This is a genomic window from Victivallis lenta (genome assembly GCF_009695545.1).
GTDB lineage: Bacteria > Verrucomicrobiota > Lentisphaeria > Victivallales > Victivallaceae > Victivallis > Victivallis lenta.
The window spans coordinates 25,562-51,525 of record NZ_VUNS01000004.1 but is presented as its reverse complement, the minus strand read 5'-3'; the positions used below and the strand labels follow the sequence as shown (position 1 = coordinate 51,525).

The window sequence follows — 25,964 nt, the reverse complement described above, 5'->3', positions numbered from 1 at the left end:
GAGGTTGCCGTGGGCGGTGAAGTTCGAGACCGGCGGCGCGAGGTTCGCTCCGTTTACTTTGCGGATGGTGCCGGCTTCCCTGGAAAAATCGGCGTATGCGTGTATCATGGCAGGTTTCCTGTTATTGTTCATCCGTTTCGTTGGAAAAATGACAACGGTTGAAGGTGAGGACGTTGCAGTTGCGGGCGGAAATATCGTGTTTCCAGCCGGATGCGGTTTCGTCATAATTGATCGAGACATCTGAGAATACGATATCGGATGTATGAGTGAGCTCGATGGCGTTGCAGGTGGATCTACATCCCCAGTGACCGTTTTCATCGCGGTCCGGCCGTGTGCCACAACCGCCATAGATAAGGGAAATGTTCTGAAAACGCAGACGTTCGATTTTTCCTTCTGTCGTTCCGCTGATAAAGCCGGTCAACTGTGCAGTTCCCGACACATTTGAGAAACGGATGTCCCGAATGGTTCGCCGACATGGTGACGGTTCGTCCTCGGCATTGTCAAGCTTGATGTTGAACGGGCGTTTTGCGTGAAGCTGCATATTGCAGAAATCGATATCGGAGATATCCACCCCGCGGCTTACCGAAGAATAGCGGGAGACCAGGCAGATTGCTGTTCGTGTCCGGAAGATCGAAATGCCGTTGAAGCAGCAGTGCCGGATCTCTCCGCCTCCGACTCCCACCCGGATTGCATTCGCAAAATAACTGCTGAGGATACAATTCGAAACAGTCACGTATTCACATGCGTGCATTGTTTTGAGCGGTTCGCTGTTTCCGCGCAGGGTGATGCAGTCATCGCCCGTTTCGATGATGCAGTCGCTGATCGTTACCTGACGGCAGCAGTCGATATCAATTCCGTCGTTGTTTATAACCCTGGGGTTGGAATGGATCCGGATCCCGTGAATGCCGACATTTTCGCAACCGTGCAGGAAACAGTGCCAATAGGTAGCCCCGGTCAACTCCACATCATGAATCGTAATATTGCTGCACTCGCAGAAGAAAAGCATCTGCCCCGGCCGGTCCGGTCGGCGCTTCAGAAACGGAGGAGTCACGCCGAGCGTATGATCCGGTTCGGTCAACCATGCCGAGTCGTTACCACAGATGCGCCCTCCGCCGCAGATGGCGATATCTTTTACTTCCACGGCTGCTATCAGGTGTCTGCCGCTCACGATCTCCGTTTGGAATACACGATTTTGCGGACAGAAATCATCTTTGTTATAATCCTCGGGATCGGGGCTGGCAAGCAGGGTTGCGCCGGGAGAAAGCAGAAGTCCGCCCCCGCTTCTCAGGTGGAGAGTTCCTGAGAGATAGGTTCCTGGCGGAAAGAATACCAGCCCGCCGGCATCGAGGGCAGCCTGAATCGCCTGTGTATCCTTTGTTACACCATCTCCGACAGCTCCGAATTCCTTCACATCGTTATACATCATAGATCCTCGCTTGATTGGTGGAACTTGTCCTTTATTGATTCAGTTTGATCCGCAGCACCAGCGGCCGCAGCGGCCGCAGCGCACGGGAAATGCGCAGTTCTCCGCCGTCGCGGACGAACTGCGCCGGTTCCCACTTTCCGTCCGGCAGCAGCGTTTCGACCGAGGCGGCTTTTTCCGCGGGGCCGGCCAGCTGCACTTCCGGCACGTCGTCGAGCGAAAGATCGATCAGGAGTGCGATCTCGTATCCTTCCGCCTTGCCGGTTTTGAGCAGGATTTCGTCGTCGCCGGGAAAATGCCACGGCAGGCCGCCGAACCGCTCGAAAATCTCCAGCAGCTGCGCCTTGCGGCTCTGGTTCAGCATGCTGAATGCGGCGAAGCCGTACTGCGTGACCGGCGAGGCGATCACGGCGATGCGGCCGCCGCCGGGGATTCGGCGAAAGGTCGCGCCCGGCATCATATACTCCTTCTCCGGACTGACGCCGGAGGAGGTATGGTAGAATTTCGAGAGCTCCTCGGTTCCCGGCAGCGGGGTCAGTTTCGCAAAACGGGCTTCCCGGTCGTTGGTCGCCGCGGCGGGGATCCGGTTCCCGTCCCGCGTCAGCTCGAACGTGACCGGCTTGCCGTTCCACGCCTCGGCCGCGACGCCGATGGCGGGGCCGAAGCCGCGTTCGCAGGCGGCGACGGCGGCCGGGCCGTCCAGCAGGCAGTTGTGCCGGGAGAAGAGCTCGTTCAGCTGCGCATCGCTCAATGCGTCGCAGTCGCTGCCGGCCAGCGTGACGATGCCGCCGGGAGAGGTCGTGAAGTGGAACGGGATGCCCATTTTGCCGAGGACTTGCGTGCTCCACGTCCGGTTCGAGTCGCTCCGGGACGCGAGCGGGAAGTTCAACGGCGGCGTTTCCGGCAGGACGGTCGCTGCGCCGGTCCATTCGACCGGCAGTTCGGCCAGCGCCTGATAGAAACGGACGTTCCGGGCGAGGGTGTCGCGGTAGAGCCGGCCGCTTTCCGGCTCCCAGCAGCCGCTCCGGCTCAGCCAGAATTTTCCGCCGCGGCACCCCTCGAGGATCGAGCAGGTCAGCTGCAGGTGCATCATGGCCGCGCTGGTCGAATAACGGTTGTGCGGAAAGGTGTCCGGTTCGGCCAGCAGCCGGCTTCCGGGCGGGCAGGCCGCGATCTGGCGGGCGGTGAACATGAGCCACTCCGGCACCGTGCGCAGCGATTCGTTCAGGTAACGGGCGTTGTTGATCCGGATCGTCAGCGGTTCGCCGGGCGCGGCGAGTATCCGGGCGATCGCCGGCGCGTGGCGCATATCCCGGCTGCAGGCGCAGAAGCTGCACGGCATCTCCGGGTCGGTCTCGTCGACGGCGCGGCGGATGACTCCGGCGAGTTCGATGAGCGACTGTTTGAGCAGCGCATCGTATTTCGCCGCGAGCGCCGCATCCTTCCCGAGAGCGGCGGCCAGCGTCTCCCGGTCGTAAGCCGTGCCCTGTTCGCGGTTGAAGCGCGCGAGGTGCAGCGGGCAGAAGCAGCCGTCCCGGCCGGTCAGCAGCCGGAAGTCGTCATCGACCATCAGGAAATCCGGCCGCAGCGCCGCGAGGCGGCGGACCGCGTCCCCGATGCAGGCGCGGAACGCTTCGTCGAGCGGGCAGAACATATACGGCCGCTCTCCGTCGGGAAGAACGATGCGCTGGAATTCCGAAGGCGTGTTCGGCACCCATCCGTGGCCGATGGTCGCCTGGATCAGGATTCCGACCGGCATGTCGGTTTTGCCGAGTGCGGCGCGGAACTGTTCGAAGCGTTCGCCGAGGACCTTCGCTTTATCCGCCGGCGGATTCCCCTCCGGCACGAGCGTCAGGATGAACGCGGTCCGGTTGATGCAGCCGCGCCGGAGGAGGTCGAGCGTGTCGGCGGCGAGCTCTTCGCGGTGTTCCGGCAGCATCGGCACGATATTCAGGAGCTCAAGAGGAGATTTCCCGCTCATGATACGGCTTCCTTTCAGGCTGTGGCGATGAGCCAGACGGCGGAGCCTTCGCCCGGGAGCGCGAGGACGTTTCCGGCGGGTTCGGCGGCGACCGGTTCGAGGTCGTGCTCCCGGTCGAGCAGATGCACCTGCATCCGTTCCGGCATGCCCCCCTCGAAGACGACGGAGACCGGCTTCGTGCTTTTGAAACGCGAGACGAGCACGGCGCCGTCGCCGGCCAGCACCGTGACCTCCGGCGACGGCGAGGCCGCGCGGAACCGGGCGCCGCCGGCCAGTTCGCCGAACGCCTTCAGCGCATGGTAGGTTTTGAACGGGATTCCGTAGTTGTCGAAGAGCCCCCAGCCCTGCATCACGGTGGCCGTATAATAGTTGCCGAGGTCGAGCGGCGTATCCTGCCAGCGGGTGAGGACGGAGACGGCGAAGGCCGCCGCATCGATGCCGTTGATGCCGTCCGCTCCGGTATGAACCTCCCGGCAGTAGCGGGCGTCGCTGCGGAGTTTTTTCCAGTCGGCGTTGAAGTAATGCCATTCGTTCAGGTGCAGCTCGGTGCCGGTGAAGCCCTTCGCGTCGAGCAGGGCGCGCACCCGGGCCGGCTGGGCGGCGATTTCGGCCGGGTCGGCCGTGTAGCAGTGCCAGCTGAAGAAGTCGAGCGGCGCGTCGGCGGCGCGGCAGGCGTCGAGAAAGGCGTTGATCCGTCCGGGGTCGCTGCAGGCATAGGCCGGGCCGCCGACCCTGACGCCGGGGAAACGTGCCTTGAGCTTTTTCGCGGTCAGGGCGTAGAGTTCGAAGTAGCGTTCGAGCGGCGCATTCCACATGTTGCCGGCGAGGTCGGGCTCGTTCCAGATTTCCCAGTAGCGGATGTTCCAGGCGAATCCGTCGTTCCACCCTTCGTTGTAGTGGCGCACGATGTTGACGCAGATGTCGCTCCACTTTTCGAAATCCTCCGGCGGGAATGCGTAATAGCGCCCGATTCCGTGTTCGATGCTGACGCCGAGCCGGTAGATGATATCGCTTCCGCAGCGGCGGCAGGTCGCCAGGTAGTCGTCGGTCTGCCGGAAATAGTAGTTCGCCTTGTCGGCGGCGTCCGCGTCGCAGTTGCCGAAGAGGAACGGCACGTCCACGAGACGCATGTTGCCGTTTTCGAGCGACGCGTCGTGCAGCCGCGCATACGGCGCGCGCAGCGCGGCGAAGTCCGCCGACAGATCGCGCGAGGCTTTCTCCGCAATCGGCGGCGGGGCGAGGTTGACTCCGTTCAGCCGGCGCACCGTACCGGCTTTCCGCGTGTAATCGATCGTGAGCTTCATCTGATGTTCCATCGTAATCTCCCGGATTGGATTTCCGTATATTATACCCGAACTTGCCGCAAATGTCAACAGTTGATTGATGATTATAGTGATTATTTGTCGCTTTTTCTTGTAATCCGCGACTTCCGGGATTATAATAAGGGATTATGGATGACAGGTTGACAATTGTTCCGGGTGCGAGCATCCGCTCGCAGGTGCTGGAGTTCTACCGCGAGGCGATCCGTTCCGGGCGGCTGTCGGAGGGGGCGGTGCTGCCGCCGGCGCGGAAGCTCGCCGCCGAAGTCGGGACGGCCGAGGCGAATGTGCATTATGCGATCGCCCAGCTGGCGCGGGAGGGGCTGATCGTCCGCCGCCCGAAGGTCGGGTCGATCGTGATCGGCCGCACCCGGATGCACCGGGTGGCGTTTTTTCTGCCCGAACTTTATACGCGCCGCGGCGAACGGTTCACGCGGCCGCTTGCGGAGCTGCTTGAGCGCGAGCTCGCGGCGCAGGGGATTCCGGAGTGCCAGGTGATCTACGACACCGCCTCCGGGGAGGGATGGAAGCTCCTTTCGCGGCTGGCCGCGTCGCGCCGCATTCAGGGCGTTGTGGTCCGCAGCATGACCGGCGGGGAGCTCGACCGGTTCGCGCGGCTGCCGGTCCCGTTCACGGCGATCACCGCGCTCGGCATTCCCGGCGGCGTCTCCTTTTTCACGGAACGGCTGGCCGATGCGATGGTCGAGGGGGTGAAGCGGCAGGGGTGCCGCACGGCCGGCATCATCCACCCCGGCGGCGGGGAGTCCTACCTCGCGCCGTTTTACCGGCGGCTCCGGACGGCGGCGGAGGCTTCCGGCATCGAGATCCGGCCCGGCTGGATCTTCGGGCGCGACGACTACGGCGCCGATATTCTCGACATCGACCACTTCGGCTATGTCGGCATCGGCAGGACCCTGTCGTCTCCGCAGCGCCCCGAAGCGGTCATGCTCTTTTCGGACGATCTTGTCGCGGGGGTCACCATGGGACTTTACGCCCGCGGGCTGCGCGTGCCGGGCGACCTGAAGCTCGTGGTGCACCGCACGGTCGAAAACCCGGTGATCTTTCCGTTCGACTGCATGCTCGTCGAACAGAGCATCGCGGAGCTGGTCCGGCTGCTGGTCGGCAAGCTGATCGACGGTTTCGAGGGGCGCGCGCCGCGGCAGGGGGAGCTTTCGATCCGCATCTCCCGGAACGACGGTGCGCCGGAGGCGTGATCTTTCCCGGTTTCCGTTCCGCGGTGCATTGACAAACCCGGCTTGCGATGGTACATTATCGCCTTACTGCTGTTTCACCGTCGAGTCTATTACAGGAGATGTTGTTTTGTATACGCCGATTTTTGCGATGACGCCCTACCAGATGACCTGGCAGACCTATCTCACGTTCGGACTTTATCTGCTGCTCATGATCGGTACCGGTCTCTATTTCTGCTGGCGCGCGAACAACAATCTCGAGGATTACCTGCTCGGCGGCCGCGGGCTCGGCAGCTGGGTCACGGCACTTTCGGCGCAGGCCAGCGACATGTCCGGCTGGCTGCTGATGGGGCTGCCCGGAGCGGTCTACTTTTTCGGCATCAACCAGATGTGGATCGCGGTCGGCCTGCTGGGCGGGACGCTGCTGAACTGGCTCATCGTCGCGCCGCGGCTGCGGGTCTACACCGGCATGATGGATTCGCTGACGCTCAACAGCTTCCTGGACCGCCGTTTCCGGGCGCCGAAGAACCTGATCCGCATCGCCGGGGCGGTTTTCACGCTCTTCTTCTTCACGGTCTACGCCGCGGCCGGCCTGGTCAGCGCCGGGAAGCTCTTCGAAACGATGTTCGGCATCGACTATGTCGCCGCCGTGCTGATCGGGGCGGGAGTCATGATCTTCTATACGCTGCTCGGCGGCTTTCTTGCGGTCTGCTGGACCGACCTGTTCCAGGGAATCCTGATGTTCCTCGCGATTGTGGTTCTGCCGATTTACGCGTACACGACGCTCCCGGCCGGCAGTATCGAGCAGGCGTTTGCGGCGCGGGACATCTCGTTTTCACTGCTGCCGCCGGAGCAGACGACTCCGGCCGCGCTGCTGGCGGTCGTGTCGCTCGCGGCGTGGGGGCTCGGCTATTTCGGGCAGCCGCACATCCTCGTGCGTTTCATGGGGATCAGATCGGTCCGGCTGTTTCCGCGCGCGACCGCCATCGCGATGGTGTGGGTCGTGATTTCGCTGGCCGGGGCGGTCTGGATCGGCGCGCTGGCGGCCCCGATGTTTCCGGGACTTGACAAGGTCAATTCCGAAAATGTCTTCATCTATATGATCGGGCGGCTGTTCCATCCGCTGCCGGGCGGAATCCTGCTGGCGGCGATCCTCGCGGCGATCATGTCGACGATCGACTCGCAGCTGCTGGTCTCCTCTTCGAGCCTGACCGACGACGTTTACAAACACCTGCTGCGGCCGCAATGCGGTGAGAGGGAGGAACTCTGGGTCAGCCGCTTTTCGGTGATCGTCATCACCGTGGTCGCCTGCGCGCTGGCCTTCGACCGCGACAGCTCGATCTTCGATCTCGTGACTTTCGCCTGGGGCGGCTTCGGCGCGATTTTCGGTCCGGCGGTTCTCTTTGCGCTCTACTCGAAGCGGATGACCTGGCTGCCGGTCTTCAGCGGCATGGTGGCCGGACTCGTCGTGCTGCTGGTCTGGAAGGCGTTCCACTGGAACGCGATGATGTACGAGATCGTGCCGGGGTTCATCGCGAACATCCTGACGATCCTTATCGTGGACCGTTTCGCCGGGCTGAAGAATCCGGAGACGGAAAGGGAGTTCGAAACCATGGTCGCCGAAATCAAGGCGTTCCGGACGGAATAAAGGTCATCTGCAAATGGGCGTGTACCGCGAAACGAACATACCGCGCTGGCTCGGCATCCTGACGCTGGCCGTCGCCTTCCTGATCCTGTTCGAGCCCTGGTTCCTCGGAATCCGGGAGCTGTTCCGGCTCGAGGGATTCTATGCCGTGCAGGCGGCGGAGTTTTCGCCGTCATCTTCGATCGTGACGGCGCACGGCGTGGCGATCCGCAACGCGTATCCGCTCTATCCGGCTCTGACGGCGCTGCTGAACCGCGGGTTCGGGCTGGAGATGGAGTTGGCGCTGCGGCTGCTTTCGGTCGTGATGGTGGCTGCTTCGGCGGCGGTGGTCTTTATCGCGGCGGCGAGCGAACGCTCTTCGCGGGCGGGTTTCGCGGCGGCGGCGATGTTTCTCGGGTCGAACCTGATTCTCGAGAAGGGGATCGACGGCGATCCGGCGACGATGAGCATGTTTCTGCTGCTGGCGGCCCAGCTGGTCTTTTTCCAGTTCGGTGTGCGCCGGACGAACTGGAGCATGGGGTGGATCTGTGCGCTCGGGCTGCTGGCGCTCGGATTTCTGGCCGGCGGCTTCTGGGTGATCCTGCTGTTCGTATTTCCGATGTTCTTCTTCCGGCGGCCGTTGTCGGTCAAGTCGAAGTTCCGCAAGGCCGGTTTCCCGATCGGCGTTGCGATTCTGGCCGGAACGGTTCTGCTCTGGGGGCTGCCGTACTGGGTGATGTCGCATACGGTGCCGCTCGAATCGCTCTGGTGGGCGGAAAATTCTTTTCTCGAATATCTGCTGAAGCTTCTCTGCTTTCCGGTCGAGTTCGCCGTCCGGCTGCTGCCGTGGACGCTGATCGCCTGGGTCCCGTTCTGCGTGGCGCTCCAGGCGCTGGACGAAACGCCGATTTTCAGCCGCTATCTGCGGACGCTGACGATCGCGACCTTCGGGCTGCTCTGGCTGCTGCCGGACAACGATCCGCGCGACTTTCTGTTCCTGCTCGGGCCGTTGTCGATTCTGGTCGGCATCAACTACGAGCTCGCAATGCGCCGGTACGGGCATACGTTCCGGAAATGGCTGATCCTCTGCGAATATTTCGCGGTCGGCGCGGCGGTCGCCATCGCGGTCGGCTGCTTCGCGCCGGAGGAGTTTCTGAGCAGTTTCATGAGTTTGACCCACACCTCCGATTTCAGCGATTCGTTCCACTACCGGGTGATCGCGGTGGGCGCTTCGGCCCTGCTGCTGCTGCTGGCCGCCTATCTGCACTGGGGGCGCCGGACCCGCCCGGTCTGGCTCATGCTGCTTTGCACGTCGGTCGCGGTGGGAATCTTCTTCTGGGTTGTTCTGCAGCCGTACCGGGCGCAGGACCGCGAAAAGCGGGAGTTCGGCCGAACCATCGCGGAAGCGATGAAGGCGGAGTCCTCCGGCCTCCTTTACAAAAGCAATATTCTCGATCTGTACGGGGAGCTGTTCTATTCCGGCAAAGAGGTGCGCAAGCTGCAGGAGCCGTTCCGCCTTCCGGCCGGAGAGAGGGTCGTCTATCTGCTCGGCACCGAGTTTCCGCAGCGTCCCGACCGGATCTGGACCAATCTGCTTCCGCCCGGTTACACCTACAAAAAACATCGGCTCGGACTCTGGAAGGGGGAACTGCGGCCGCAGGAAGAGGAGGAAGAGGAGGAGGAGGCTGCCTCCCCCCTTTCCCCCGTCTCCGCCCCGTGATGCTCCCCGGCGTGCCGGGCGATGGGAAAGCGAGTCATCATGTATGAGGAATTGAAACGGCTGCTCCGGGAATCGGAGCACACCGTCGCCTTCACCGGCGCCGGGATATCGACCCTCTCCGGCATCCGCGACTTTCGCGGCAAAAACGGCGTTTATCTCGAACCGTGGCACGGAAAACCGGTGGAGGAGATCCTGTCGCTCGACTGCTTCCTCGCCGAACCGCAGCTGTTCTACGGCTGGGCGAAGGAGTTCATTTACCGGCTGGACGATTTCCATCCCGCCGCCGTCCACCGTGTTCTGGCCCGGCTTGAGGAGGCCGGAAGGCTCGACTCGGTTTACACCCAGAATATCGACCTGCTGCACAGGAAGGCCGGGAGCCGCCGCGTTTTTGAACTTCACGGCAGTCCCGCGCAGCATCACTGCCTCCGGTGCAGCAGGATGTTCAGCTACCGCGAGATCGCTCCGCTGGTGCTGGACGACCGGATTCCGCGTTGTGAATGCGGCGGCCTGATCAAGCCGGATATCGTCTTTTACGGGGAAAATCTCGACGAAGCCCTGCTCGACCGGGCTTTTGCCGAGTTGGGGAGGGCCCGGCTGCTGCTGGTTCTCGGCAGCAGTCTCACGGTCCAGCCCGCCGCCTCCTTGCCGCTGGCGACCTGCCGCGGCGGCGGAAAAATCGTGATCGTCAATGCCCAGCCGACTCCGCTCGACCGTTACGCCGCCCTTCGTTACGACGATCTGCAGGCGGTTTTCGACGCGCTGGCGGCCGAGGCGTGGGAGTGAGGAAGAGCCCTTACGGGCCTTTCCGCATTTGTGCACCGTGCGTCTGTTGACCCCCGGCCGGAACGGGTGTATATTATCGCATCGGAAAGGAATCAAGATGAAGAAGGCTGTAGTTCTTTTAAGCGGCGGACTCGACTCCGCCACTGTTCTGGCGATTGCGAAATCGGAAAATTTCGAATGTTATGCGCTCTCGTTCGACTACGGGCAGCGCCATTTCTGCGAACTCGAAGCGGCGGAAAAGGTGGCGAAGCAGCTCGGCGCGGCAAAGCACAATACCGTGAAGATCGACCTGCGGCTCTGGGGCGGCTCCGCCCTGACCGACGATGCGCTGGAGGTGCCGGAGGCATCGGCGTCGCCCGGCGTCCCGATCACCTACGTTCCGGCCCGGAACCTGATCTTTCTGTCGTTCGCGACCGCATGGGCGGAGGTGCTCGGCGCCCGCGATATTTTCATCGGCGTCAACAGCGTCGATTATTCAGGGTATCCGGACTGCCGCCCCGCATTCATCGAGTCGTTCCGCGAAACCGCCCGGCTCGGCACCTGCGCCGTGGATGAAGGATGGAGCTACCGGATCAATGCTCCGCTTCAGAATCTGAGCAAGGCGCAGATCATCGAAACCGGCACCCGCCTCGGCGTCGATTACGCTCTGACCACGAGCTGTTACAATCCCGACTCCGAAGGCCGGAGCTGCGGGAAGTGCGACTCGTGCGCTCTGCGGATCGCCGGGTTCAGAGAGGCCGGGGTTCCCGATCCGACCCGGTATTCCGGGGCAGAATAGTGCGACGTTCACGCTGATACGGCTGAATCCGGAGGGGGGATAACGCCGGAAAGAGCGGGCGTTCGCCTCTCCTGAACAGGTCAGCTCCCGGGCGGCTGTGCCGGCGGCGCGATACCGGCGCCGTCCGCCCGGAAGCTGCGGAAGTGAAAATGTTCCGCCAGCAGCCGGGCGCTTTTCTCTTCGTCCCCTTCAAGCATGGCGGCGAGGAGTGCCGTGCGTTCGGCCTTCGGCTCTTCCGGCGTCGAGTAGGTCCGCATCGTGCGGAACGGGGCGCTCCGCCGGATCAGGTTCAGGATGATTTCGCGCAGGAAACGGTTGCCGCAGTACTCCGCTACAAGCCGGTGCATTGCTTCATCGACGGCGAGGGACTCCTCCGGCGCGGCGCTTTCGAGCCGGTCGAGCAGGGAGCGGATCTCGTCTTGCGGAATCCGGGGCAGCGTCGCGGCGAGCGCCGGCGGCTCGATCATGCTGCGGCATTCGAAGAGTTCCGCGATCTCCGCTTCGGTGGGACTGGTGACGCGCAGCCCGCGTTTCGGCAGCGCTTCAAGCAGCCCCTCCGTGGTCAGCCGCCGCAGCGCTTCACGCAACGGCGTGCGGCTGATGCCGAATTCGGCGGCGAGCGCCTCTTCGGTCAGCCGCGTGCCGGCCGGATATTTCCCGTTCAGGATTCGTTCGGTCAGCAGCCGGTAGGCCTGTTCGCTGAGATTGGTTTTCTCCAGCGCCATTTCACTCCACCCAGGTCACTTCGAGCGGATGCCGGGTCGGGATGCGCTTGTGGCGGTAACGCGGAATGCCGACCACGATCGCCCCGGTGACGACCTTCCCCTTCGGTAGCGCGAGAAGCCCGAGCGTCTGCGGATCGCCGGAGATCGCGGCGGCTTCCGCCCAGCCGGCCCAGCAGCTGCCGAGCCCGAGCATCGGCGCGTAGAGTTCGGCATAGGTCAGCATGAAGCGGCCGTTCTGGCGGAACATCGGCTTGGTGGCTTCGTCCATCAGCGTCAGGATCAGGTACGGCGCGTTGCGCAGCACGTTGTCCTTGCCGGTGGCGCGGTGGTAGGCGACCATCGATGCGAGGTGCGGGGCGAGATCCAGCCGCTGTTCGGCCCAGGCCATGGCGGCGGCGGTGATTTCCCGGAGCCTCTCCTTGTTGTGGATGATGTGGAAGCGGACGCCCTGCGTGTTGCCTCCCGTCGGAGCGATGCGGGCGATATCCAGCAGCTTGTCGATCGTTTCACGCGGCACGGGTTTATCCAGGAAGCCGCGGATGGAGCGGCGCGTGCGCAGGAAACAGGCGGCCTGCTCCGGCGTCGGCAGTTCGGCCGGGTCGAACGGCTTTTGTTCGGCGCGCGGGGTCCGGGTGTTGTCGAGCGCCTCGGTCGGGCAGACCGCCACGCAGTGACCGCACTCGATGCACTGGTCTTCGCGGACCTGCGGGCCGTTGTCGCCCATCTCAAGCACGCAGGTCGGGCAGTCGATGATGCAGAACCCGCACCTGACGCATTTCCCGGAATCGACCTCGATGAAATTCTGGCTCATAATTGTTCTCCTAAGTTCCCCAAAAAGTTGCCCCCCTTCGGCCACGGGCCTCGGGTCTTTTGGGCCGAATGCCCAAAAGCTTCGGGTACTTTTCGGGGGCCCCGCTCTACGGTGTTCCGTGCGGCTCCGCCGTACTCACACCTCCGAGAAAGGCATTGTTAATATTTTTCCCAAAAAGTTGCCCCCCTTCCTCCTTCGCCGAGGCTGCGGAGGACAAGTCGGGCTTGTCATCCACAGCGCTTGCGCGACGGATGATACTTTTCGGGGGCCCCGCTCTACGGTGTTCCGTGCGGCTCCGCCGTACTCACACCTCCGAGAAAGGCATTGTTAATGTTTCGATGGCATTAACATACCATCTCCTGGATTCCCCGAAAAGTTGCCCTCTCGGCTGTAGGCCTCAAGGTTTCAGGTTCGTTTTCCTCCTCATGCAGCGGCCGTGTCCGGCCGCATTGTTACAATACCCGCTTTCCGCCGGAATGTCAATCGCATCGGCGGAGGAAACCTGAAAAAGCCGGTTTGTCCGGGTTTTCCGAACCGAATTCTGCGGAAAATCCTGTTTTTCATTTGCGTTTTCTCAAATAATGTATACTGTATACAATAATATGCTTTTTTGAATCTTGCAACCCGATGGAGGGAAAACAGCCATGAGAAGCGAATGGGACGATCTCGGGATTCCGAATGAGGATGCCTACCATCCGGTTGAAACGGCGGACTTCGGCGGGCGCGGACGAACGGATCAGCAGCTGTATCTCCGGATTCCGAAGCGGGGGACGGCGTTTCCGGCGGTGGTCTGGTTCCACGGCGGGGGGCTGACCGGCGGCGGCCGGGAAGTGCCGGATGCGCTTTTCGACGGCCGGATGGCGGTAATTGAGGCGCGATACCGGCTGAGCCCCGAGTTTCCGGCTCCGGCGGCATTGGCCGATGCGGTCGCGGCGACGGCCTGGACGCTGAAACGCGCCGAAGCGCGCGGCATCGATCCGGAGCGGGTGTTCGTCGGCGGCATGTCGGCGGGGGCGTGGCTCGCCGCCATGACCGGAATGGACCGGTCGTACCTGGCCGCATACGGCATCGATTCGCGCAAACTGGCCGGGCTGCTGCTGGTCAGCGGACAGATGACCACTCATTTTCAGCTTAAAATCGACCTGCACTATCCGCAGAGCCAGTTTGAGCCGGTGATCGACCGCTATGCGCCGCTCGGCCATCTGTCGCCGGAGTTGCCGCCGATCCTGCTGGTGACCGGCGAATCCGGGCTCGACATGCCGGGGAGGCCGGAGGAGAACGCGCTGATGGCGGCGAGCCTCGCGGCGCTCGGGCATCCGCTGGTTCGCTGTTTCCACATCGCCGGAGCCGACCACGGCGGCGCGTTCGACCGCTGCGAACCGTTCCTGACTGATTTCATCGCCGAAGCGTCGGAGGCGCGCCGATGAACCAGCTGCTGTGGATCGCCGGCCCGCTGATCGGGCTGGTCGGCATGATGTCGGGCGGCTTCTGGGGAGTCGGCTGCGGCTGGATTGTGGTTCCGGCCATGCTGATCCTCGGGTTTGAACCGTTCGATGCGGTCGGCATCAGCCTGCTTCAGATGGTTCCGGCCACAATCCCGACCGTGGTTCGGCAGTTTCCGGAGATCGGCTGGAAGAAGGATCAGCCGGGGCGGCTTGTGGTGATTCCGCTGGCGGCCGGCGCGATCGGCGCTTCGTTTTTCGGCAAGCTGCTGAATGAGGAATTGTTCCGCTTTTTCGGCAGCCCGGATGTGCTGCAATGGATGCTGGCCGGTTTCATCCTGTTGATCGGTGTGCAGACCGCCTGTTCCACCACCCGGGTCTACGCCGATGAATTCGGGGCGTTTCCGCCGAAGAAACGGTTCGGCGTGTTCGGAACCGGGGTGGCGACGGGGGTTTTGTCGTCGATGCTCGGACTCGGCGGCGGAATCCTGATGCGTCCGCTTCTGACTTCGGTGTTCCGGGTTCCGGAACATTACACGAGCCGGATTGTGCGACTCATGGTGACGCTGACCACTCTTTCAGGCGGATTGACTTATCTGTTCCACGCCGATGCGGTGGCATGGCAGGTGCTTTGGGGAGCAATGCTGGTGGCGGCTGGCGGTTTCGTCGGGTTTCCGCTCGGGGTGCGGATGCACCGGATCGCGTTTGATACCGGATATGCGCAGTACATCCACAAGAGTTTTTCGATTGTGGCCGGGACGATGTTCGTGAGCACGCTGCTGAACGTGACGGGCTGCCGGGAGGCCAGCCGGATTGCGATGATTGCGATTGCGGCGGGCATGACGGCGGGGCTGGTCGTTTTTACGCTTTATGCGGCGGGGCATCCGAAGAAGGGAGGAAGCCCGCAGCCGCTGACGGATGCGTAAAAGGCGGCGGTCGTTCAATTGCCGCGCTTTTCTCCTTCCGGCTTTCTATGGGTTCGACGCGGCTCCGGCAAACAGCAGGAGCAGGAACGGAACGAAGAACATGAGAAGCTGGGACAGGATGACCAGCATGATCAGTCCGGCGAAGACCAGACACGCGATCAGGGAAAAACGCTTTGAGCTTTTCGCCGCTTTCTCCGCCGCGTCGAAGTTGCCGGCCGCCGCGTAGCTGGAGGCCTGGCAGGCCAGGACGATTGCCGCGATGCCGAAGGGCTGACAGCAGCAGACCGTGGTGAGGATCGCCCACACGAGGCCGCTGTCGAAGGAGACCGGCGGCGTTGACTGCCGCCGGCAGGGTTCTCCGCAGAGCGGGCAGGACCGGGCCGCCTCTTCGAGTCTGGTTCCGCATTTCGAACAAAACATTTCCGCTCCTTACTTGGAATTGAGGATGATCAGAATGAACAGCTGGCCGATGCCGCGAATATGCTCGCCGCAGTGTTGAAGGGCCGGCAGCAGAACAGCGTTACCGGAATTTCCGCCCGCCTTCAGGTTTTCTTCCGCATTTCGAACCACACATGCCACCCCCCTCCGGCCGTTTCAATATAAGCCGGCAGAGGAGGGTTTGCAAGCGGAGGATGAAAAAAGCGTATCCGTCCTTATTGCTGCACGAATTCGACCGGGAGATTCGGATTGCTGCCCTTGGAGACCGAAATCATGTGCGGCCCGCCGTTCGCCTTGTAGAGCACGACGAGACGGTTCAGCCCTTTCAGGGCCTTGATCCGTTCCGGCAGCGATTTGACTTCAATCCTGCTGCCGTTCAAATAGACACCCAGAACATCCCGGGAGCCGACGTGGAGTTTCCAGCCGTCGATCGCGGCCTCCGCCCGGAAGGTGAGGGCGACGGCGACCTGCTCCTTCTCCTTCTTCGGGATCTGCACGAGGTACGGCAGATTCCATTCGCCGGCTTTGAGCGGTTCCCAGTTGGAGAGCGATTCCTGCGGATTCGAGGCCGCGGCGAGCAGCTCCGGCGTGAAGGATTCCGGGGGAAGGGGGCCGAGGGCAAGCGCCGTGTCGCGCGGAACCGCTTCGGCGAACTGCGGCAGCTCGTCGGTCGTGGCGACCCAGAGCCGCTGCGGTTTTTCATCGAGTTCGAAGTCCACTTCCGCCGCGGCGAACAGCCTGCCGCACTGGTACAGCGCGGTTTTCCGCTGTTCCGTGAAATTGACCGAGTAGGTGACGGTCGAGCCCGGGGCGATCAGCTCGGCGCTTTTTCGCGGAACCCGTTCGTCGGTCGTGATCAGCAGCGGCAGCCGGAAAGCGACCGTGACGTTCGTGAGCGGGAGCTTGCCCTGGTTGGCCAGCGTCAGCGTGACTCTCTCTTCTTCGAGATTCATCTGCAGCGAGACCGCGACGGCCGGGAATTTTTTCGGCTTGACCAGGTCGCTGCCGTTGGTGACGACCAGGTCGATCTTCTCCGGCATGGCGAGCGTGTGCGGCAGTCTGACCCGGGTTTTCCCGTCCGCCGTGGCCGGCGTCACCGCCGCCCAGAGCGGCGTATCGGAACCGAGCGCGGCCGGAGTCGGCCCGGCCAGAAGGAAGATTGCGCGGTTGCCTTCCACACGCTTCTCAATTCGCGTATGCTGCGCCGCGTAACGGTAGGCGTTGTATTCGTTTTCATTGCAGTACCACCAGTCGGGACGGTTCGCATATTTCGCAAAAATCCCGTCGAGTGTTTCAAACCCTTTGTCGTCCTGCCAGGTGTGCAGTCCGAGCGTCGCGTGGAAATAATCGCCGGGCTTCATGCTCTTGAGCCGTTTTTCGATCTCGCTGTCGAACCTTTCCGCCGAGGGGTGACGGTCGTCGATCGAGAACAGGCTGCTGACCGACCAGCTGCCGGCCGGGAGCCCGTATTCCTCCTCAAGATTCGGGAAATATTCGGGGGAGCCGAGTTCGCCGGAGCGGTACAGCGCTTCACCGATCCGCAGCGGGCTCAGGCTGTCGCTGCCGTTTTTATAGGCGCAGTACGGCAGGACGAAGGCGTTGACCGGCTGGTTGGTCCGGGCTTCGTATTCGGCCCGGTTCTGCAGGATCTGGCGCGAAACTTCGTTCGGAATCAGCGTGGCCAGATTCGGATGGTTCAGGGTATGGTTGCCGACCGAGTGCCCCTTCCGGGTCAGCAGCGGCAGGGTCTCGTCATAGAATTTGTCATCCCGGGCGACGAGGAAGAAGGTCCCCTTGAAACCGTGCTTCGCAAGCAGCTCGGCCATTCTCGCATGTTTCGGATTGCTGTCGTCCCAGCGGGTCGAAAACGCGAAATGCTTTCCTGCCGGGAGCGGGAGAAGAGTGAGTTTTGCCTCTTTTGCCGCCTCCGGCGTTGCGAAAGTCAGCTTGACTTCGCGTGTGTATTCCGGCAGGGCGAGCGGATTGGCCGAGAGAACGGCGGAGAACGCCAATGCGCACATCAGGACATATGATTTCAATGTCATTTTTCCTCCTTTGGCATGGGATCGGTTGTCAGGGGAATTTTCAAAGACCGGATTTCAGGAACTCCGCCAGCGCTTCACGCCATTCCGGCATCGGAGGCAGCCCGCACAATCGCAGCATCCGTTTTTCCAGCCGCGAATTCGCCGGCCTCGGGGCCGGGCGCGGAAACTCCGCGGTCGTGCATGGAGTTACTTTCTGCTCGATTCCGCGCTGCCGGAAGATTTCGCGGGCGAAATCATACCAGCTCGCCTCTCCTTCGCAGGTCAGGTGAAAGGTTCCGGCCAGCAGCGGCCGTTCGAGAATTCCGCGCAGCGCGTCGGCCACGGCGAGCGTGCTGGTCGGGTTGCCGCGCTGGTCATCGACAACCTTCAGTTCCGGGCGGCTGCCGTCGGCCAGCTTCAGCATCGCATGCACGAAGCTCGGGCCGCCGGGACCGTAGAGCCAGCTGATCCGGCAGATCACATGGTTCGGGCAGCAGTGCCGGATCAGCTCTTCCCCGGCGAATTTGCTTTGCCCGTAAACGGTCGCTCCCCCGGTCGGGAGGTCGAATTCATGGTACGGCCGCGGGCTTGCCCCGTCGAACACGTAGTCGGTCGAAATTGCGATCAGCCGGGCATGATACCGGCTGCAGGCCGCCGCCACGTTGGCGGAGCCGAGCGCATTGAGCTTGAAGGCGAGATCCTGATTGCTCTCGCAGTTGTCGACGGCGGTCATGGCCGCGCAGTGAATGACCGCGTCAGGCTTCTCCTTCGCCATCAGAGCGTCGAATTTCGTTTCGTCGGTGATGTCGCCTTCCGGCAGGTCGGTCGGAATCAGGGTGAAGCCGGCGAGCTTGCGCTGCAGGGTCCGGCCGAGCATTCCGTTTGCTCCTGTGATCAGAATCCGCATTGTGTCAGTTTTCCCCATTACAGATATTCGGCTTCGTCGAACGGGACGCCTTTGCGGTCCTTCTCCGACAACAGGTAATTTTCCGGCGGAATCTGCCAGTCGATGCCGAGTTTCGGATCGTCGAACCGGATCGAACGTTCATGCGTCGGCGCGTAGATGTTGTCGCACTTGTATGCGAAGGTCGCCGTCGCCGACAGCACGGCGAATCCGTGCGCCATGCCGCGCGGCGCGAAAAGCTGGCGCTTGTTTTCGCCCGAAAGCTCGACTGCGACATTCCGGCCGAAGGTTGGCGACCCTTTGCGGATGTCGACGACGATGTCGAGCACGGTCCCCTCGATGACCCGCACAAGCTTCGCCTGCGTGTAGGGCGGCATCTGATAGTGGAGTCCGCGCAATACGCCGTAGGTCGAGAACGATTCATTGTCCTGGACAAAGTCGGCTTCGATTCCGGCTGCGGCGAATGCCGCTTTGTTCCAGGATTCGAAGAAATATCCGCGCGCATCGCCGAACACCTTCGGTTCGATGATTTTCACGCCTTCGATTGGAGTTTCGATGATGTTCATGGAGTCAGCCTTTGATGATCCGGGCCAGATACTGCCCGTAATCCGTTTTCATTAAATCACGGGCGCTTTCGAGTACTTCGTCCGTGCTGAGCCAGTGGTTGTCCCACGCGATTTCCTCGAGGCAGGCGACCTGAAGCCCCTGCCGCAATTCGATGGTCCGGATAAAGTTGCCGGCGTCGAGCAGGCTTTCGTGCGTGCCGGTGTCGAGCCAGGCGTAGCCGCGCCCGAGCCGCTCGACATGGAGCGTGCCCGCTTCGAGATAAGCTGAATTGACGCTCGTGATTTCGAGTTCGCCGCGCGCGGAGGGCCGGATGCTCTCCGCAATCGAAATGACGTTGTTGTCGTAAAAATAAAGTCCGGTCACCGCGTAGTTCGATTTCGGCTTCGCGGGTTTCTCCTCGATCGAAACGGCCTGTCCGTTGCCGTCGAATTCAACCACGCCGAACCGCTCCGGGTCGGAGACGTAATAGCCGAAGACGGTTGCTCCGCACTCCCTGCGCACGGCCTTGAGCAGGAGGTCCTGCAGGTTGGCGCCGTGGAAGATATTGTCTCCGAGCACAAGCGCCACGGAATCCTTCCCGATGAATTTCTTGCCGATCAGGAAGGCCTGGGCCAGACCGTCCGGAGACGGCTGCACCGCATAGGTCAGATTGATGCCGAACCGCGAACCGTCTCCGAGCAGCCGGATGAATCCGGCCTGGTCCTCCGGCGTGGTGATGATGAGGATGTCGCGGATCTGCGCCAGCATCAGCACCGACAGCGGATAGTAGATCATCGGCTTGTCGTAAACCGGCAGCAGCTGTTTGGAGACGCCGAGCGTCACCGGGTGGAGGCGCGAGCCGGCGCCCCCGGCCAGAACGATTCCCTTCATCGTCCTTTCCCTCCCAGGCCGAGCCGTTCGCGGGAGTAGGAGCCGTCCTGCACGCGTCTGCACCAGCCGTCTTTGTTGGCCAGGTACCACTCCACGGTTTTGCGGATGCCGCTGTCGAAGGTCTCCTGCGGCTTCCAGCCGAGCTCGCGGCCGATTTTGGCGGCATCGATCGCGTAGCGCAGATCATGCCCGGGCCGGTCGGCCACGAAGGTGATCTGTTCACGGTAGGACCTGCCGTCGTCGCGGGGACGCAGTTCGTCGAGCAGTGCGCAGATGGTTTCGACCACCTCGATGTTCTTCTTTTCGTTGTGGCCGCCGATGTTGTAGGTTTCGCCCGGAACGCCGCGCGTCGCCACGAGATAGAGGGCGCGGGCGTGGTCCTCCACATAGAGCCAGTCGCGGATCTGCGCTCCGGTTCCGTAGACCGGCAGCGGTTTTCCGTCGAGGGCATTCAGAATCACGAGCGGAATGAGCTTTTCGGGGAAGTGGTAAGGGCCGTAGTTGTTGGAGCAGTTCGTCACGATCGTCGGCAGCCGGAAAGTGCGTTTCCAGGCCCGGACCAGATGGTCGCTGGCCGCCTTGCTGGCCGAATAGGGCGACGACGGAGCGTATGGCGTGCTTTCGCGGAAGAAATCCTCCGGCCCCTCAAGGTCGCCGTAAACCTCGTCCGTCGAGATGTGGTGGAAACGGAACTCCCGTTTCGCCTCTTCGGAGAGCGTATCGAAATAACTCCGGGCCGCCTCGAGCAGCGTATAGGTTCCGACGATGTTGGTCTGGATGAATTCGCCGGGGCCGTCGATCGAACGGTCGACGTGCGATTCGGCGGCGAGATGCATGACGATGTCGGGCCGGAAATCCGTGAAGATCCGGTCCAGCGCCCTGCGGTCGCAGATATCGGCCTGTTCGAAGCGGTAACGCGGATCGGCGGAGACTTCCGCCAGCGATTCGAGGTTGCCGGCGTAGGTTAGCTTGTCAATCACGCACACGGCGTCGGCGGTATTGCCGATGATGGATCGGACCACTGCCGAACCGATGAAACCGGCTCCTCCGGTTACGATGATTTTTTTCATGAGCTGATGTTCCCGGGACAATTTCCTGTTTCCGTGATTCCTATTCAACTGTATAACATAATTCCGGATTGCGGATATTTCAATCGGCGGAGACGAATCAATTGAAATAACCGCTTTCGCTCCTACCTTTTGACGGCTCCCGCCAGGCGCGCCGCCAGTGTGCGGAGGCGCGGCGTCAGGATGAACCGTTCGAGAAAGGTCGGATTCACGCTGATCGCCTTGACCGGACAGAACTCGTGACAGCAGTAGCACTTGATGCAGACGGCCGGGTTTGCGACCGCGGCCTTTGCCGGGTCGATGGCCGGCGGCCGGACCGGGCAGCCGTCGCGGCAGCGCATGCATTTGACGCATTTCGCCCGGTCGATATGCGGCACCGCCTTCCAGTGGCGCTGAACGAAGTCGAGGCATTTCCGCGGCAGCGGCAGCAGCCGGAGCGGACTGTCGAGCTGCCGGATCGACTTGAAATCGGCACAGAGCAGCTCTTCGTGCGTTGCGCCGGCGAGAGTGATCTCCCGGAAATCGGTTGTGCCGAAACCGCGCTTCCGCGCGGCGGTGAGCAGCGGGACCGTGCCGGTGTCGAGATTCATGGCGCGGAAAGTCACCATGTCGAGCGCAACGGTTTCGGCTGAGGCGGCGAGGAAACCGAGGCGGCGCGGCGTTCCGCCGGAGGGACCTTCGCCCTCCATGCCCACCACGGCGTCCATGATGTTCAGTGCGGGGGGCAGGCAGACGGCGAGGTCGAGCTGGAGTTCGGCCAGCCATTCGCGGGTCCTGAGCCGGTAGTGGTATTCGCTCTTGCTTGTTCCCGGCAGGTAGCCGTAGAGATTCTTGACTGCGCCGGTCGCAACCATCTGGACGTGGGTTTTGGCTTTCGGCAGGTTGATGATCTTGTCCATTCCGGCGAGCGGGGCGCCGAGCTGAATCCGGCGCGCGACGCGGGCCTGCGGGAATTCACAGCCGGCCGGCGTGTCGAGGTCGGCCCATTCGAGGTTGAGGCGGCTGATCACTTCTCCGATTCCGGTCGTCCTGAGCACCGCTTCGCGCGAGCCGCAGCCGGAACTGTCGCCGACGAAGCAGCGTCCGCCGGCTTCGAGCACGAGCCGGGCGGCCGCTTCCACCACGGCGGGATGGGTGGTCACCGCGGCGTCGGGCGGAAACGGCCCGAGCAGATTCGGCTTCAGCAGGACCTTTTCCCCGGGGCTGACGAACGCTTCCATGCCGCCGAGCGGTGCGAGCAGCTCGCGCAGTTCGGCGGTGAGACCGGATTCGTAGGAGAGGACTTTGCGGACCGAAACGAGAGCGGCCATCGGCTACTTGGCTTCGTCAATCGCTTTGGCGGCGGCGGCGAGTTTGTCCCAGATCGCCGCGTTCGGATTCTTGACCTCTTTCTTCAGGGCCTCGATGACGCCGGCGCAGTTTTCGGCCTTCAGGTCGACGACCTGGACCTTGCCGCTGACGAAGAGTACGGCCACCTTTCCGTCCGGCCGGATCGACGGTTTTTCGAATGCGAGCGGAGTCGTGGTCGGGGCGGCGACGGCGCCGGTGCCGTTCAGCGCGGCGCCGAAATAGGCGTAGCCGCTGTTCGCATCGGTGATTTTATCCGGGATCTGCTGCTCGGCGCCGAGCCCGTGGTACGGATTCGCCAGCGTTCTGACCGGCAAATTCAGTTCGGAGAGCGTCGGATATTTCCGGTTGTCGCCCAGGTAGCGGGCCGCGGTCAGGAAAATATTGCTCAGGTTGCTGAGGCTGACCGTCTGCTGTGCCTTGATGCGGGTGTTCTGAAGGATCGAGAGCGCGTCGGCGTTGGCCTGCGCCGCCAGCAGCGAACAGCCGGCGAGAATGGCGAAAAGAAATTTTTTCATGATGATGGTCTCCCGTTAAGCCTGCGGAGCGTTCTGCCCCGCTATTACATAATATCACCGCATCCCGGTTTTCGCAACTTGAATTTGCATTTTTGTTCGAAGTGTGATAGATTGTTTACCTGATAGTTTACTCAGCGGAAAATCCGCGTTGCGGGGGGAGTATGGAGTTCCGGGAACCGAAATTGCTGTTTGACGCCGCCGACTACGAGCTGGTGCGCGCCGTGGATGAGGCCGTGGCCGGTTATCGCGCGCGCGGCGGCCGCCCGCCCGAATTCGCGCAGGATCTGCATCCGCGCGGCATCCGGGAGCTTGCGGAGCCGCGCGCGGTCCGGATGACCCGGACCATGCTGCGGCTGCTCGACACCTTCGAGGCCGGCGTTCCGGCCATGGAGGAGCGTCTCGCCGCGCTGCAGGCGCTCCGCGACGAGGTCATCGAGGGGCTCGACGTGCTGCTGCGCTACAACACGGCCCGCGCGCTTCTGCAGGTCATCAAGGACCTGGTCCGCGAGCGGGTCGATCCGTTGCGGAGACTGCGCCTCGCGCACGACATGCGCACGGCGATGCTCGGCAATCCGCTGTTCATCCGCCGGCTGCTGCGCCGGTACCATCTGGTCGAAATGCCGGAGAACTGGACGCCGGTCACCTTTGACCAGCATGTGCACGACGCGAATACGAAGGGGCGCAAGTCGCCGACCCACCTTATCATGGATGCGTGGATCAAGGGCATCGTCAAGCTGCAGGTCATCTACTACAACTACGTTCCGCGCGAGGCGGCCGAAGAGCTGCTGCGGGCGGCGCGGATCATGAATGTCGACGTCCGCATCGGGGTTGAATTCCGTTCGCTGTTCCGCGGCCGGTTCATCGAGATGATCTGGGCGCCGCGCGGATTTTCGGGCGTCAACGATTATCTGAAGTTCCTCGACCGGCCGAAAACCGAGGAATTCACGCGGAAGTGCCGCAAGGCCGCGAACTTCCGCCGCAAGGTCGTGCTCGACATTCTCGACGAATTCAACCGCGAGGGGAGGGGCCGGCTCAACGCTTTTTACGGCATCGACCTCCCGCCGGTTTCGAAGGAGGAGTTTCTCGCGTCCGTGCAGTACGGGCAGCCGTCGATCGAACATATCGGGGAGCTGCTGGTGACGCTGGTGCGCAGGCAGCTGCTGACCCGGCTGGAGGCGCTCGAAGCCGAAAAGGAGCGCAAGAGCGGCGAGGAATCCCGGCTGAGCGAGCTGCGCGCCCGGCTCGGCGCGCTCTCCGGCGAACTGCTGCGCGCCCGGTATATCGACCGGACCCGCTGGGATCTGCCGCCTGCGAAAATGGACGACCTGCCCGAGATCAACCGCAGCAGCCCGTACGAGCTCATCACCGAACTGCACAAGGTTGCCTCCGGATTTCGCATGACGTTGAATCTGAGCGGACTCCATCTTGAGGACGTGATCGAAATTCTTTACGACTGCCGCGGGGAAATCACGACGCTCGAAATTTTCAACCTGAAGGACGACGTCGCCGGAGAGCGCCCGGACGACGACCTCATCAACCAGCTGCGGCACGCTCTGAACAGCGGAAGCGTCTTCAAGCTCAAGAACCTGATCCGGCGCGCGATCAACCGGGTGACCGATTCGGACCGGAGCGACCGGACCGGACGGGTCGAAAAGCTGCGGCAGATTCTGCGCGACATGTCGGGATTCCTCGAGTTCTATCTGCGCGCTCCGCTCGATGCGTCGCTCGGCAGCGATTCGGCCAGCCGTCCGTCGCGGCAGGTGCACGGCATGGGGTTTGTGGTGGTCGACACGCTTTCAGGACCGGTGCGGCGGGCGATCCGGCACGGGATGCTGCCGGAGCTGAAGCTGCTCGAGGTCGTTTCATCGGTCTACCGGCAGCTCAGCTGCCTGCCGCGCGAGGGGCACGGCTTCTGGAACCGGGTCGGCCGCTGTTTCGGGTTCGGTTACGACGTCCGGGTGAAGTGGGAGTGTCCGGACCCGGCGCAGACCATCGACCGCGGCGTCGGGAATCTTGCGACGCTGGGAGGCTTCGCGTCCCCGCCTCCCGAGAGTCCGCTGACGCGCCCGGTCGCGACGCTCGGCGAATACTGGCACTACCTGAACAGCAACATCAAGATCGCGGTCAAGATCCTGATCGGGTTTCTGGCGGCGTTCCTGACTTTCTATTACGGTTCCTACGACTGGTGGTTCCTGACCTATTTCGGTGCGGTGATCTGGCTCGGCATCACGGGAGTGCGGAACATTATCCAGTCGGTGCTGGCCGGCGGCGGGCTGCGGAGTTCTCCGCTGCTCAAGTGGAACGATTTCATCTCGTGGCAGCGGGTGGCGGATTCGCTCTTCTACACCGGGCTTTCGGTGCCGATCCTGGATTGGCTGGTCAAAACGGTGATCCTGAACAACTGGCTCGGCTGGACAGCGGAGTCGCAGCCGGTCCTGGTGTTCACCGGCATTGCGTTTGCGAACGGCTTCTATATCATGGGGCATAATCTGCTGCGCGCATTTCCGAAGGCGGCGGTCTGGGGGAACTGGCTGCGGGCTCCGTTGTCGATTCCGCTGGCGCTGCTTTTCAACTTCTTGCTGGGGGGCGTGCTCGGCCTGCTCGGCGTGCGGGGGATTGAAATGATTCTGCAGCAGTGGGCGGCGATCCTCTCGAAACTCGCGTCGGACGTGATCGGCGGCGTCATCGAGGCCCGGGCCGACCGGACGCGCAACATCACGGCGCGGCTCGCGGATATCCGCACCAAGCTGCGCGAACTCTTCGCGCTGATTTCGAAGCTCGAGCTCCTGCTGCCGGAGGCGGATCTGCCGGAGCTCATGAAAGCGCACGACGCATTCCCCGGGCTTTCGGAGCTCAAGCGGAACAATCTTATGAAACTCTTCTACGTCAATGCGCTGGACATCATGTATATCTGGATGCGGCAGCCGCAGGCGGTCACGGCGATGCGGATCATCATGTCGCGGCTGAGTCCGGAGGAGCGGCTGCAGTTCGTCAAGTCGCAGGATATTCTCAAGCGCGAAAAGAGCATTTCAAAGATGTTTCTGGCCGGGCTGGTCGGCAGGAACTTCACGCGTCCGCTCGCCTTCTATCTCGCCTACTACCGCGACTACCTGAAGGAGCTCCGGCAGTTCGACCCGGTTCGCGGCCGCCGGAAGGAGTGACGCCGCGGTTGATGCCGGATGGCAGCCTGTCCATGATCCCGGCTCCGCCCGCTTCCTTGCGGGATGAGTCCGGATATTCTCCGGAGAAGCCGGAAACATCCGGTGACGAAAGTTCCCGGTTTTGAATTCCGGGAGTCGGCGCATCGGCAGGGAAAACGGCTTTTCTGCAACACGATACAGCGGTCCCGCGGGGTATCCCCGCGGGACCGCTTTTCCATATCCGGACGATTGGCCGAATCGCGGCAGGAAGAGAAAAAGTACAATTTTCTGTTTGGAAAGAGTTGACATTTAAATTGAAAAATGACATAATATTATTTCGTGAGAATATGACTTTATCATAAAATCA

At 62.4% G+C, this 25,964-nt stretch carries 22 protein-coding genes; 8 read left to right on the top strand and 14 right to left on the bottom strand.

From position 1 onward, the window contains the following. Positions 1-121: 121 nt before the first annotated feature. The 3 genes from FYJ85_RS05390 to FYJ85_RS05380 are packed head-to-tail and all read right to left on the bottom strand — an operon-like array spanning position 122 to position 4,720. The gene (locus FYJ85_RS05390; RefSeq protein WP_154417213.1) at positions 122-1,426 is read right to left on the bottom strand and encodes a glycoside hydrolase family 28 protein; all 1,305 of its coding nucleotides are present in this window, start codon (positions 1,424-1,426) and stop codon (positions 122-124) included. A gap of 31 nt (positions 1,427-1,457) precedes the next feature. After that, positions 1,458-3,404, bottom strand: coding sequence for a hypothetical protein (locus FYJ85_RS05385; protein ID WP_154417212.1), 1,947 nt, complete (start codon positions 3,402-3,404; stop codon positions 1,458-1,460). Between the two features lie 14 nt (positions 3,405-3,418). Further along, positions 3,419-4,720, bottom strand: a complete 1,302-nt coding sequence (locus FYJ85_RS05380) for a GH39 family glycosyl hydrolase (protein ID WP_154417211.1) — start codon at positions 4,718-4,720, stop codon at positions 3,419-3,421. A gap of 134 nt (positions 4,721-4,854) precedes the next feature. On the opposite strand from FYJ85_RS05380, the gene FYJ85_RS05375 reads away from it, so the two are divergent. From FYJ85_RS05375 to queC, 5 genes are all read left to right on the top strand, one after another. Beyond that, positions 4,855-5,937, top strand: coding sequence for a GntR family transcriptional regulator (locus FYJ85_RS05375; protein ID WP_106054595.1), 1,083 nt, complete (start codon positions 4,855-4,857; stop codon positions 5,935-5,937). 106 nt (positions 5,938-6,043) lie between these two features. Beyond that, a complete protein-coding gene (putP, locus tag FYJ85_RS05370; RefSeq protein ID WP_206212984.1) occupies positions 6,044-7,561 on the top strand; it encodes a sodium/proline symporter PutP in 1,518 nt (505 codons plus the stop codon). Between the two features lie 13 nt (positions 7,562-7,574). After that, positions 7,575-9,257, top strand: a complete 1,683-nt coding sequence (locus tag FYJ85_RS05365; RefSeq protein WP_154417210.1) for a hypothetical protein — start codon at positions 7,575-7,577, stop codon at positions 9,255-9,257. Between the two features lie 39 nt (positions 9,258-9,296). Beyond that, the gene (locus FYJ85_RS05360; RefSeq protein WP_206212983.1) at positions 9,297-10,040 is read left to right on the top strand and encodes an SIR2 family NAD-dependent protein deacylase; all 744 of its coding nucleotides are present in this window, start codon (positions 9,297-9,299) and stop codon (positions 10,038-10,040) included. Positions 10,041-10,131: 91 nt separating this feature from the next. After that, positions 10,132-10,818: a 7-cyano-7-deazaguanine synthase QueC gene (gene queC / locus FYJ85_RS05355; protein WP_106055770.1), complete on the top strand. Its 687-nt coding sequence runs from the start codon at positions 10,132-10,134 to the stop codon at positions 10,816-10,818. Positions 10,819-10,898: 80 nt separating this feature from the next. Here queC and FYJ85_RS05350 read toward each other — a convergent pair whose 3' ends face one another. Both FYJ85_RS05350 and FYJ85_RS05345 read right to left on the bottom strand, forming a co-directional pair. Continuing rightward, positions 10,899-11,543 carry a GntR family transcriptional regulator gene (locus FYJ85_RS05350; RefSeq protein ID WP_106054598.1) on the bottom strand — a complete coding sequence of 215 codons (645 nt, stop codon included), beginning with the start codon at positions 11,541-11,543 and terminating at the stop codon, positions 10,899-10,901. A 1-nt stretch (position 11,544) separates the two neighbouring features. Further along, positions 11,545-12,354 (bottom strand): nitroreductase family protein, encoded by an 810-nt coding sequence (locus FYJ85_RS05345; RefSeq protein WP_154417208.1) that lies wholly within the window; start codon positions 12,352-12,354, stop codon positions 11,545-11,547. Positions 12,355-12,998: 644 nt separating this feature from the next. On the opposite strand from FYJ85_RS05345, the gene FYJ85_RS05340 reads away from it, so the two are divergent. Further along, positions 12,999-13,781 (top strand): alpha/beta hydrolase, encoded by a 783-nt coding sequence (locus tag FYJ85_RS05340; RefSeq protein WP_106054600.1) that lies wholly within the window; start codon positions 12,999-13,001, stop codon positions 13,779-13,781. After that, positions 13,778-14,722, top strand: a complete 945-nt coding sequence (locus tag FYJ85_RS05335; protein WP_154417207.1) for a sulfite exporter TauE/SafE family protein — start codon at positions 13,778-13,780, stop codon at positions 14,720-14,722. Before FYJ85_RS05340 ends, FYJ85_RS05335 begins: the two co-directional genes overlap by 4 nt. 45 nt (positions 14,723-14,767) lie before the next feature. Here FYJ85_RS05335 and FYJ85_RS05330 read toward each other — a convergent pair whose 3' ends face one another. The 9 genes from FYJ85_RS05330 to FYJ85_RS05290 form a co-directional block, all read right to left on the bottom strand. Then, complete coding sequence (locus FYJ85_RS05330) at positions 14,768-15,142, bottom strand: CD225/dispanin family protein (protein WP_106054602.1); 375 nt, start codon at positions 15,140-15,142, stop codon at positions 14,768-14,770. Positions 15,143-15,151: 9 nt separating this feature from the next. After that, a complete protein-coding gene (locus tag FYJ85_RS05325; protein WP_154417206.1) occupies positions 15,152-15,292 on the bottom strand; it encodes a hypothetical protein in 141 nt (46 codons plus the stop codon). A gap of 83 nt (positions 15,293-15,375) precedes the next feature. Then, the gene (locus tag FYJ85_RS05320; protein ID WP_154417205.1) at positions 15,376-17,205 is read right to left on the bottom strand and encodes a polysaccharide deacetylase family protein; all 1,830 of its coding nucleotides are present in this window, start codon (positions 17,203-17,205) and stop codon (positions 15,376-15,378) included. Between the two features lie 40 nt (positions 17,206-17,245). After that, positions 17,246-18,091 carry a dTDP-4-dehydrorhamnose reductase gene (gene rfbD / locus FYJ85_RS05315; RefSeq protein ID WP_154417204.1) on the bottom strand — a complete coding sequence of 282 codons (846 nt, stop codon included), beginning with the start codon at positions 18,089-18,091 and terminating at the stop codon, positions 17,246-17,248. Between the two features lie 17 nt (positions 18,092-18,108). Further along, positions 18,109-18,654, bottom strand: a complete 546-nt coding sequence (gene rfbC / locus FYJ85_RS05310) for a dTDP-4-dehydrorhamnose 3,5-epimerase (RefSeq protein WP_106054604.1) — start codon at positions 18,652-18,654, stop codon at positions 18,109-18,111. 4 nt (positions 18,655-18,658) lie between these two features. Further along, positions 18,659-19,525, bottom strand: a complete 867-nt coding sequence (gene rfbA / locus FYJ85_RS05305) for a glucose-1-phosphate thymidylyltransferase RfbA (protein ID WP_106054605.1) — start codon at positions 19,523-19,525, stop codon at positions 18,659-18,661. Beyond that, a complete protein-coding gene (gene rfbB, locus FYJ85_RS05300) occupies positions 19,522-20,595 on the bottom strand; it encodes a dTDP-glucose 4,6-dehydratase (protein ID WP_154417203.1) in 1,074 nt (357 codons plus the stop codon). Before rfbB ends, rfbA begins: the two co-directional genes overlap by 4 nt. Positions 20,596-20,717: 122 nt before the next feature. Next, a complete protein-coding gene (locus FYJ85_RS05295) occupies positions 20,718-21,902 on the bottom strand; it encodes a DUF362 domain-containing protein (protein ID WP_154417202.1) in 1,185 nt (394 codons plus the stop codon). A gap of 3 nt (positions 21,903-21,905) precedes the next feature. Then, positions 21,906-22,457, bottom strand: a complete 552-nt coding sequence (locus FYJ85_RS05290; protein ID WP_106054607.1) for a hypothetical protein — start codon at positions 22,455-22,457, stop codon at positions 21,906-21,908. A gap of 161 nt (positions 22,458-22,618) precedes the next feature. Here FYJ85_RS05290 and FYJ85_RS05285 point away from each other — a divergent pair, with 161 nt between their 5' ends. Next, entirely contained in the window at positions 22,619-25,618 is a 3,000-nt protein-coding gene (locus FYJ85_RS05285; RefSeq protein ID WP_154417201.1) for a hypothetical protein, read from the top strand. The last annotated feature ends 346 nt before the right edge of the window (positions 25,619-25,964 follow it).

Coding starts and splice junctions, on each gene's coding strand:
- FYJ85_RS05375 (WP_106054595.1), top strand. CDS start 4,855: ATGGATGACAGGTTGACAATTGTTCCGGGTGCGAGCATCCGCTCGCAG.
- FYJ85_RS05340 (WP_106054600.1), top strand. CDS start 12,999: ATGAGAAGCGAATGGGACGATCTCGGGATTCCGAATGAGGATGCCTAC.
- FYJ85_RS05380 (WP_154417211.1), bottom strand. CDS start 4,720: ATGGAACATCAGATGAAGCTCACGATCGATTACACGCGGAAAGCCGGT.
- FYJ85_RS05330 (WP_106054602.1), bottom strand. CDS start 15,142: ATGTTTTGTTCGAAATGCGGAACCAGACTCGAAGAGGCGGCCCGGTCC.
- rfbC (WP_106054604.1), bottom strand. CDS start 18,654: ATGAACATCATCGAAACTCCAATCGAAGGCGTGAAAATCATCGAACCG.
- FYJ85_RS05385 (WP_154417212.1), bottom strand. CDS start 3,404: ATGAGCGGGAAATCTCCTCTTGAGCTCCTGAATATCGTGCCGATGCTG.
- rfbB (WP_154417203.1), bottom strand. CDS start 20,595: ATGAAAAAAATCATCGTAACCGGAGGAGCCGGTTTCATCGGTTCGGCA.
- FYJ85_RS05295 (WP_154417202.1), bottom strand. CDS start 21,902: ATGGCCGCTCTCGTTTCGGTCCGCAAAGTCCTCTCCTACGAATCCGGT.
- FYJ85_RS05365 (WP_154417210.1), top strand. CDS start 7,575: ATGGGCGTGTACCGCGAAACGAACATACCGCGCTGGCTCGGCATCCTG.
- FYJ85_RS05390 (WP_154417213.1), bottom strand. CDS start 1,426: ATGATGTATAACGATGTGAAGGAATTCGGAGCTGTCGGAGATGGTGTA.
- rfbD (WP_154417204.1), bottom strand. CDS start 18,091: ATGCGGATTCTGATCACAGGAGCAAACGGAATGCTCGGCCGGACCCTG.
- FYJ85_RS05335 (WP_154417207.1), top strand. CDS start 13,778: ATGAACCAGCTGCTGTGGATCGCCGGCCCGCTGATCGGGCTGGTCGGC.
- FYJ85_RS05320 (WP_154417205.1), bottom strand. CDS start 17,205: ATGACATTGAAATCATATGTCCTGATGTGCGCATTGGCGTTCTCCGCC.
- FYJ85_RS05345 (WP_154417208.1), bottom strand. CDS start 12,354: ATGAGCCAGAATTTCATCGAGGTCGATTCCGGGAAATGCGTCAGGTGC.
- FYJ85_RS05285 (WP_154417201.1), top strand. CDS start 22,619: ATGGAGTTCCGGGAACCGAAATTGCTGTTTGACGCCGCCGACTACGAG.
- FYJ85_RS05350 (WP_106054598.1), bottom strand. CDS start 11,543: ATGGCGCTGGAGAAAACCAATCTCAGCGAACAGGCCTACCGGCTGCTG.
- FYJ85_RS05360 (WP_206212983.1), top strand. CDS start 9,297: ATGTATGAGGAATTGAAACGGCTGCTCCGGGAATCGGAGCACACCGTC.
- rfbA (WP_106054605.1), bottom strand. CDS start 19,525: ATGAAGGGAATCGTTCTGGCCGGGGGCGCCGGCTCGCGCCTCCACCCG.
- FYJ85_RS05290 (WP_106054607.1), bottom strand. CDS start 22,457: ATGAAAAAATTTCTTTTCGCCATTCTCGCCGGCTGTTCGCTGCTGGCG.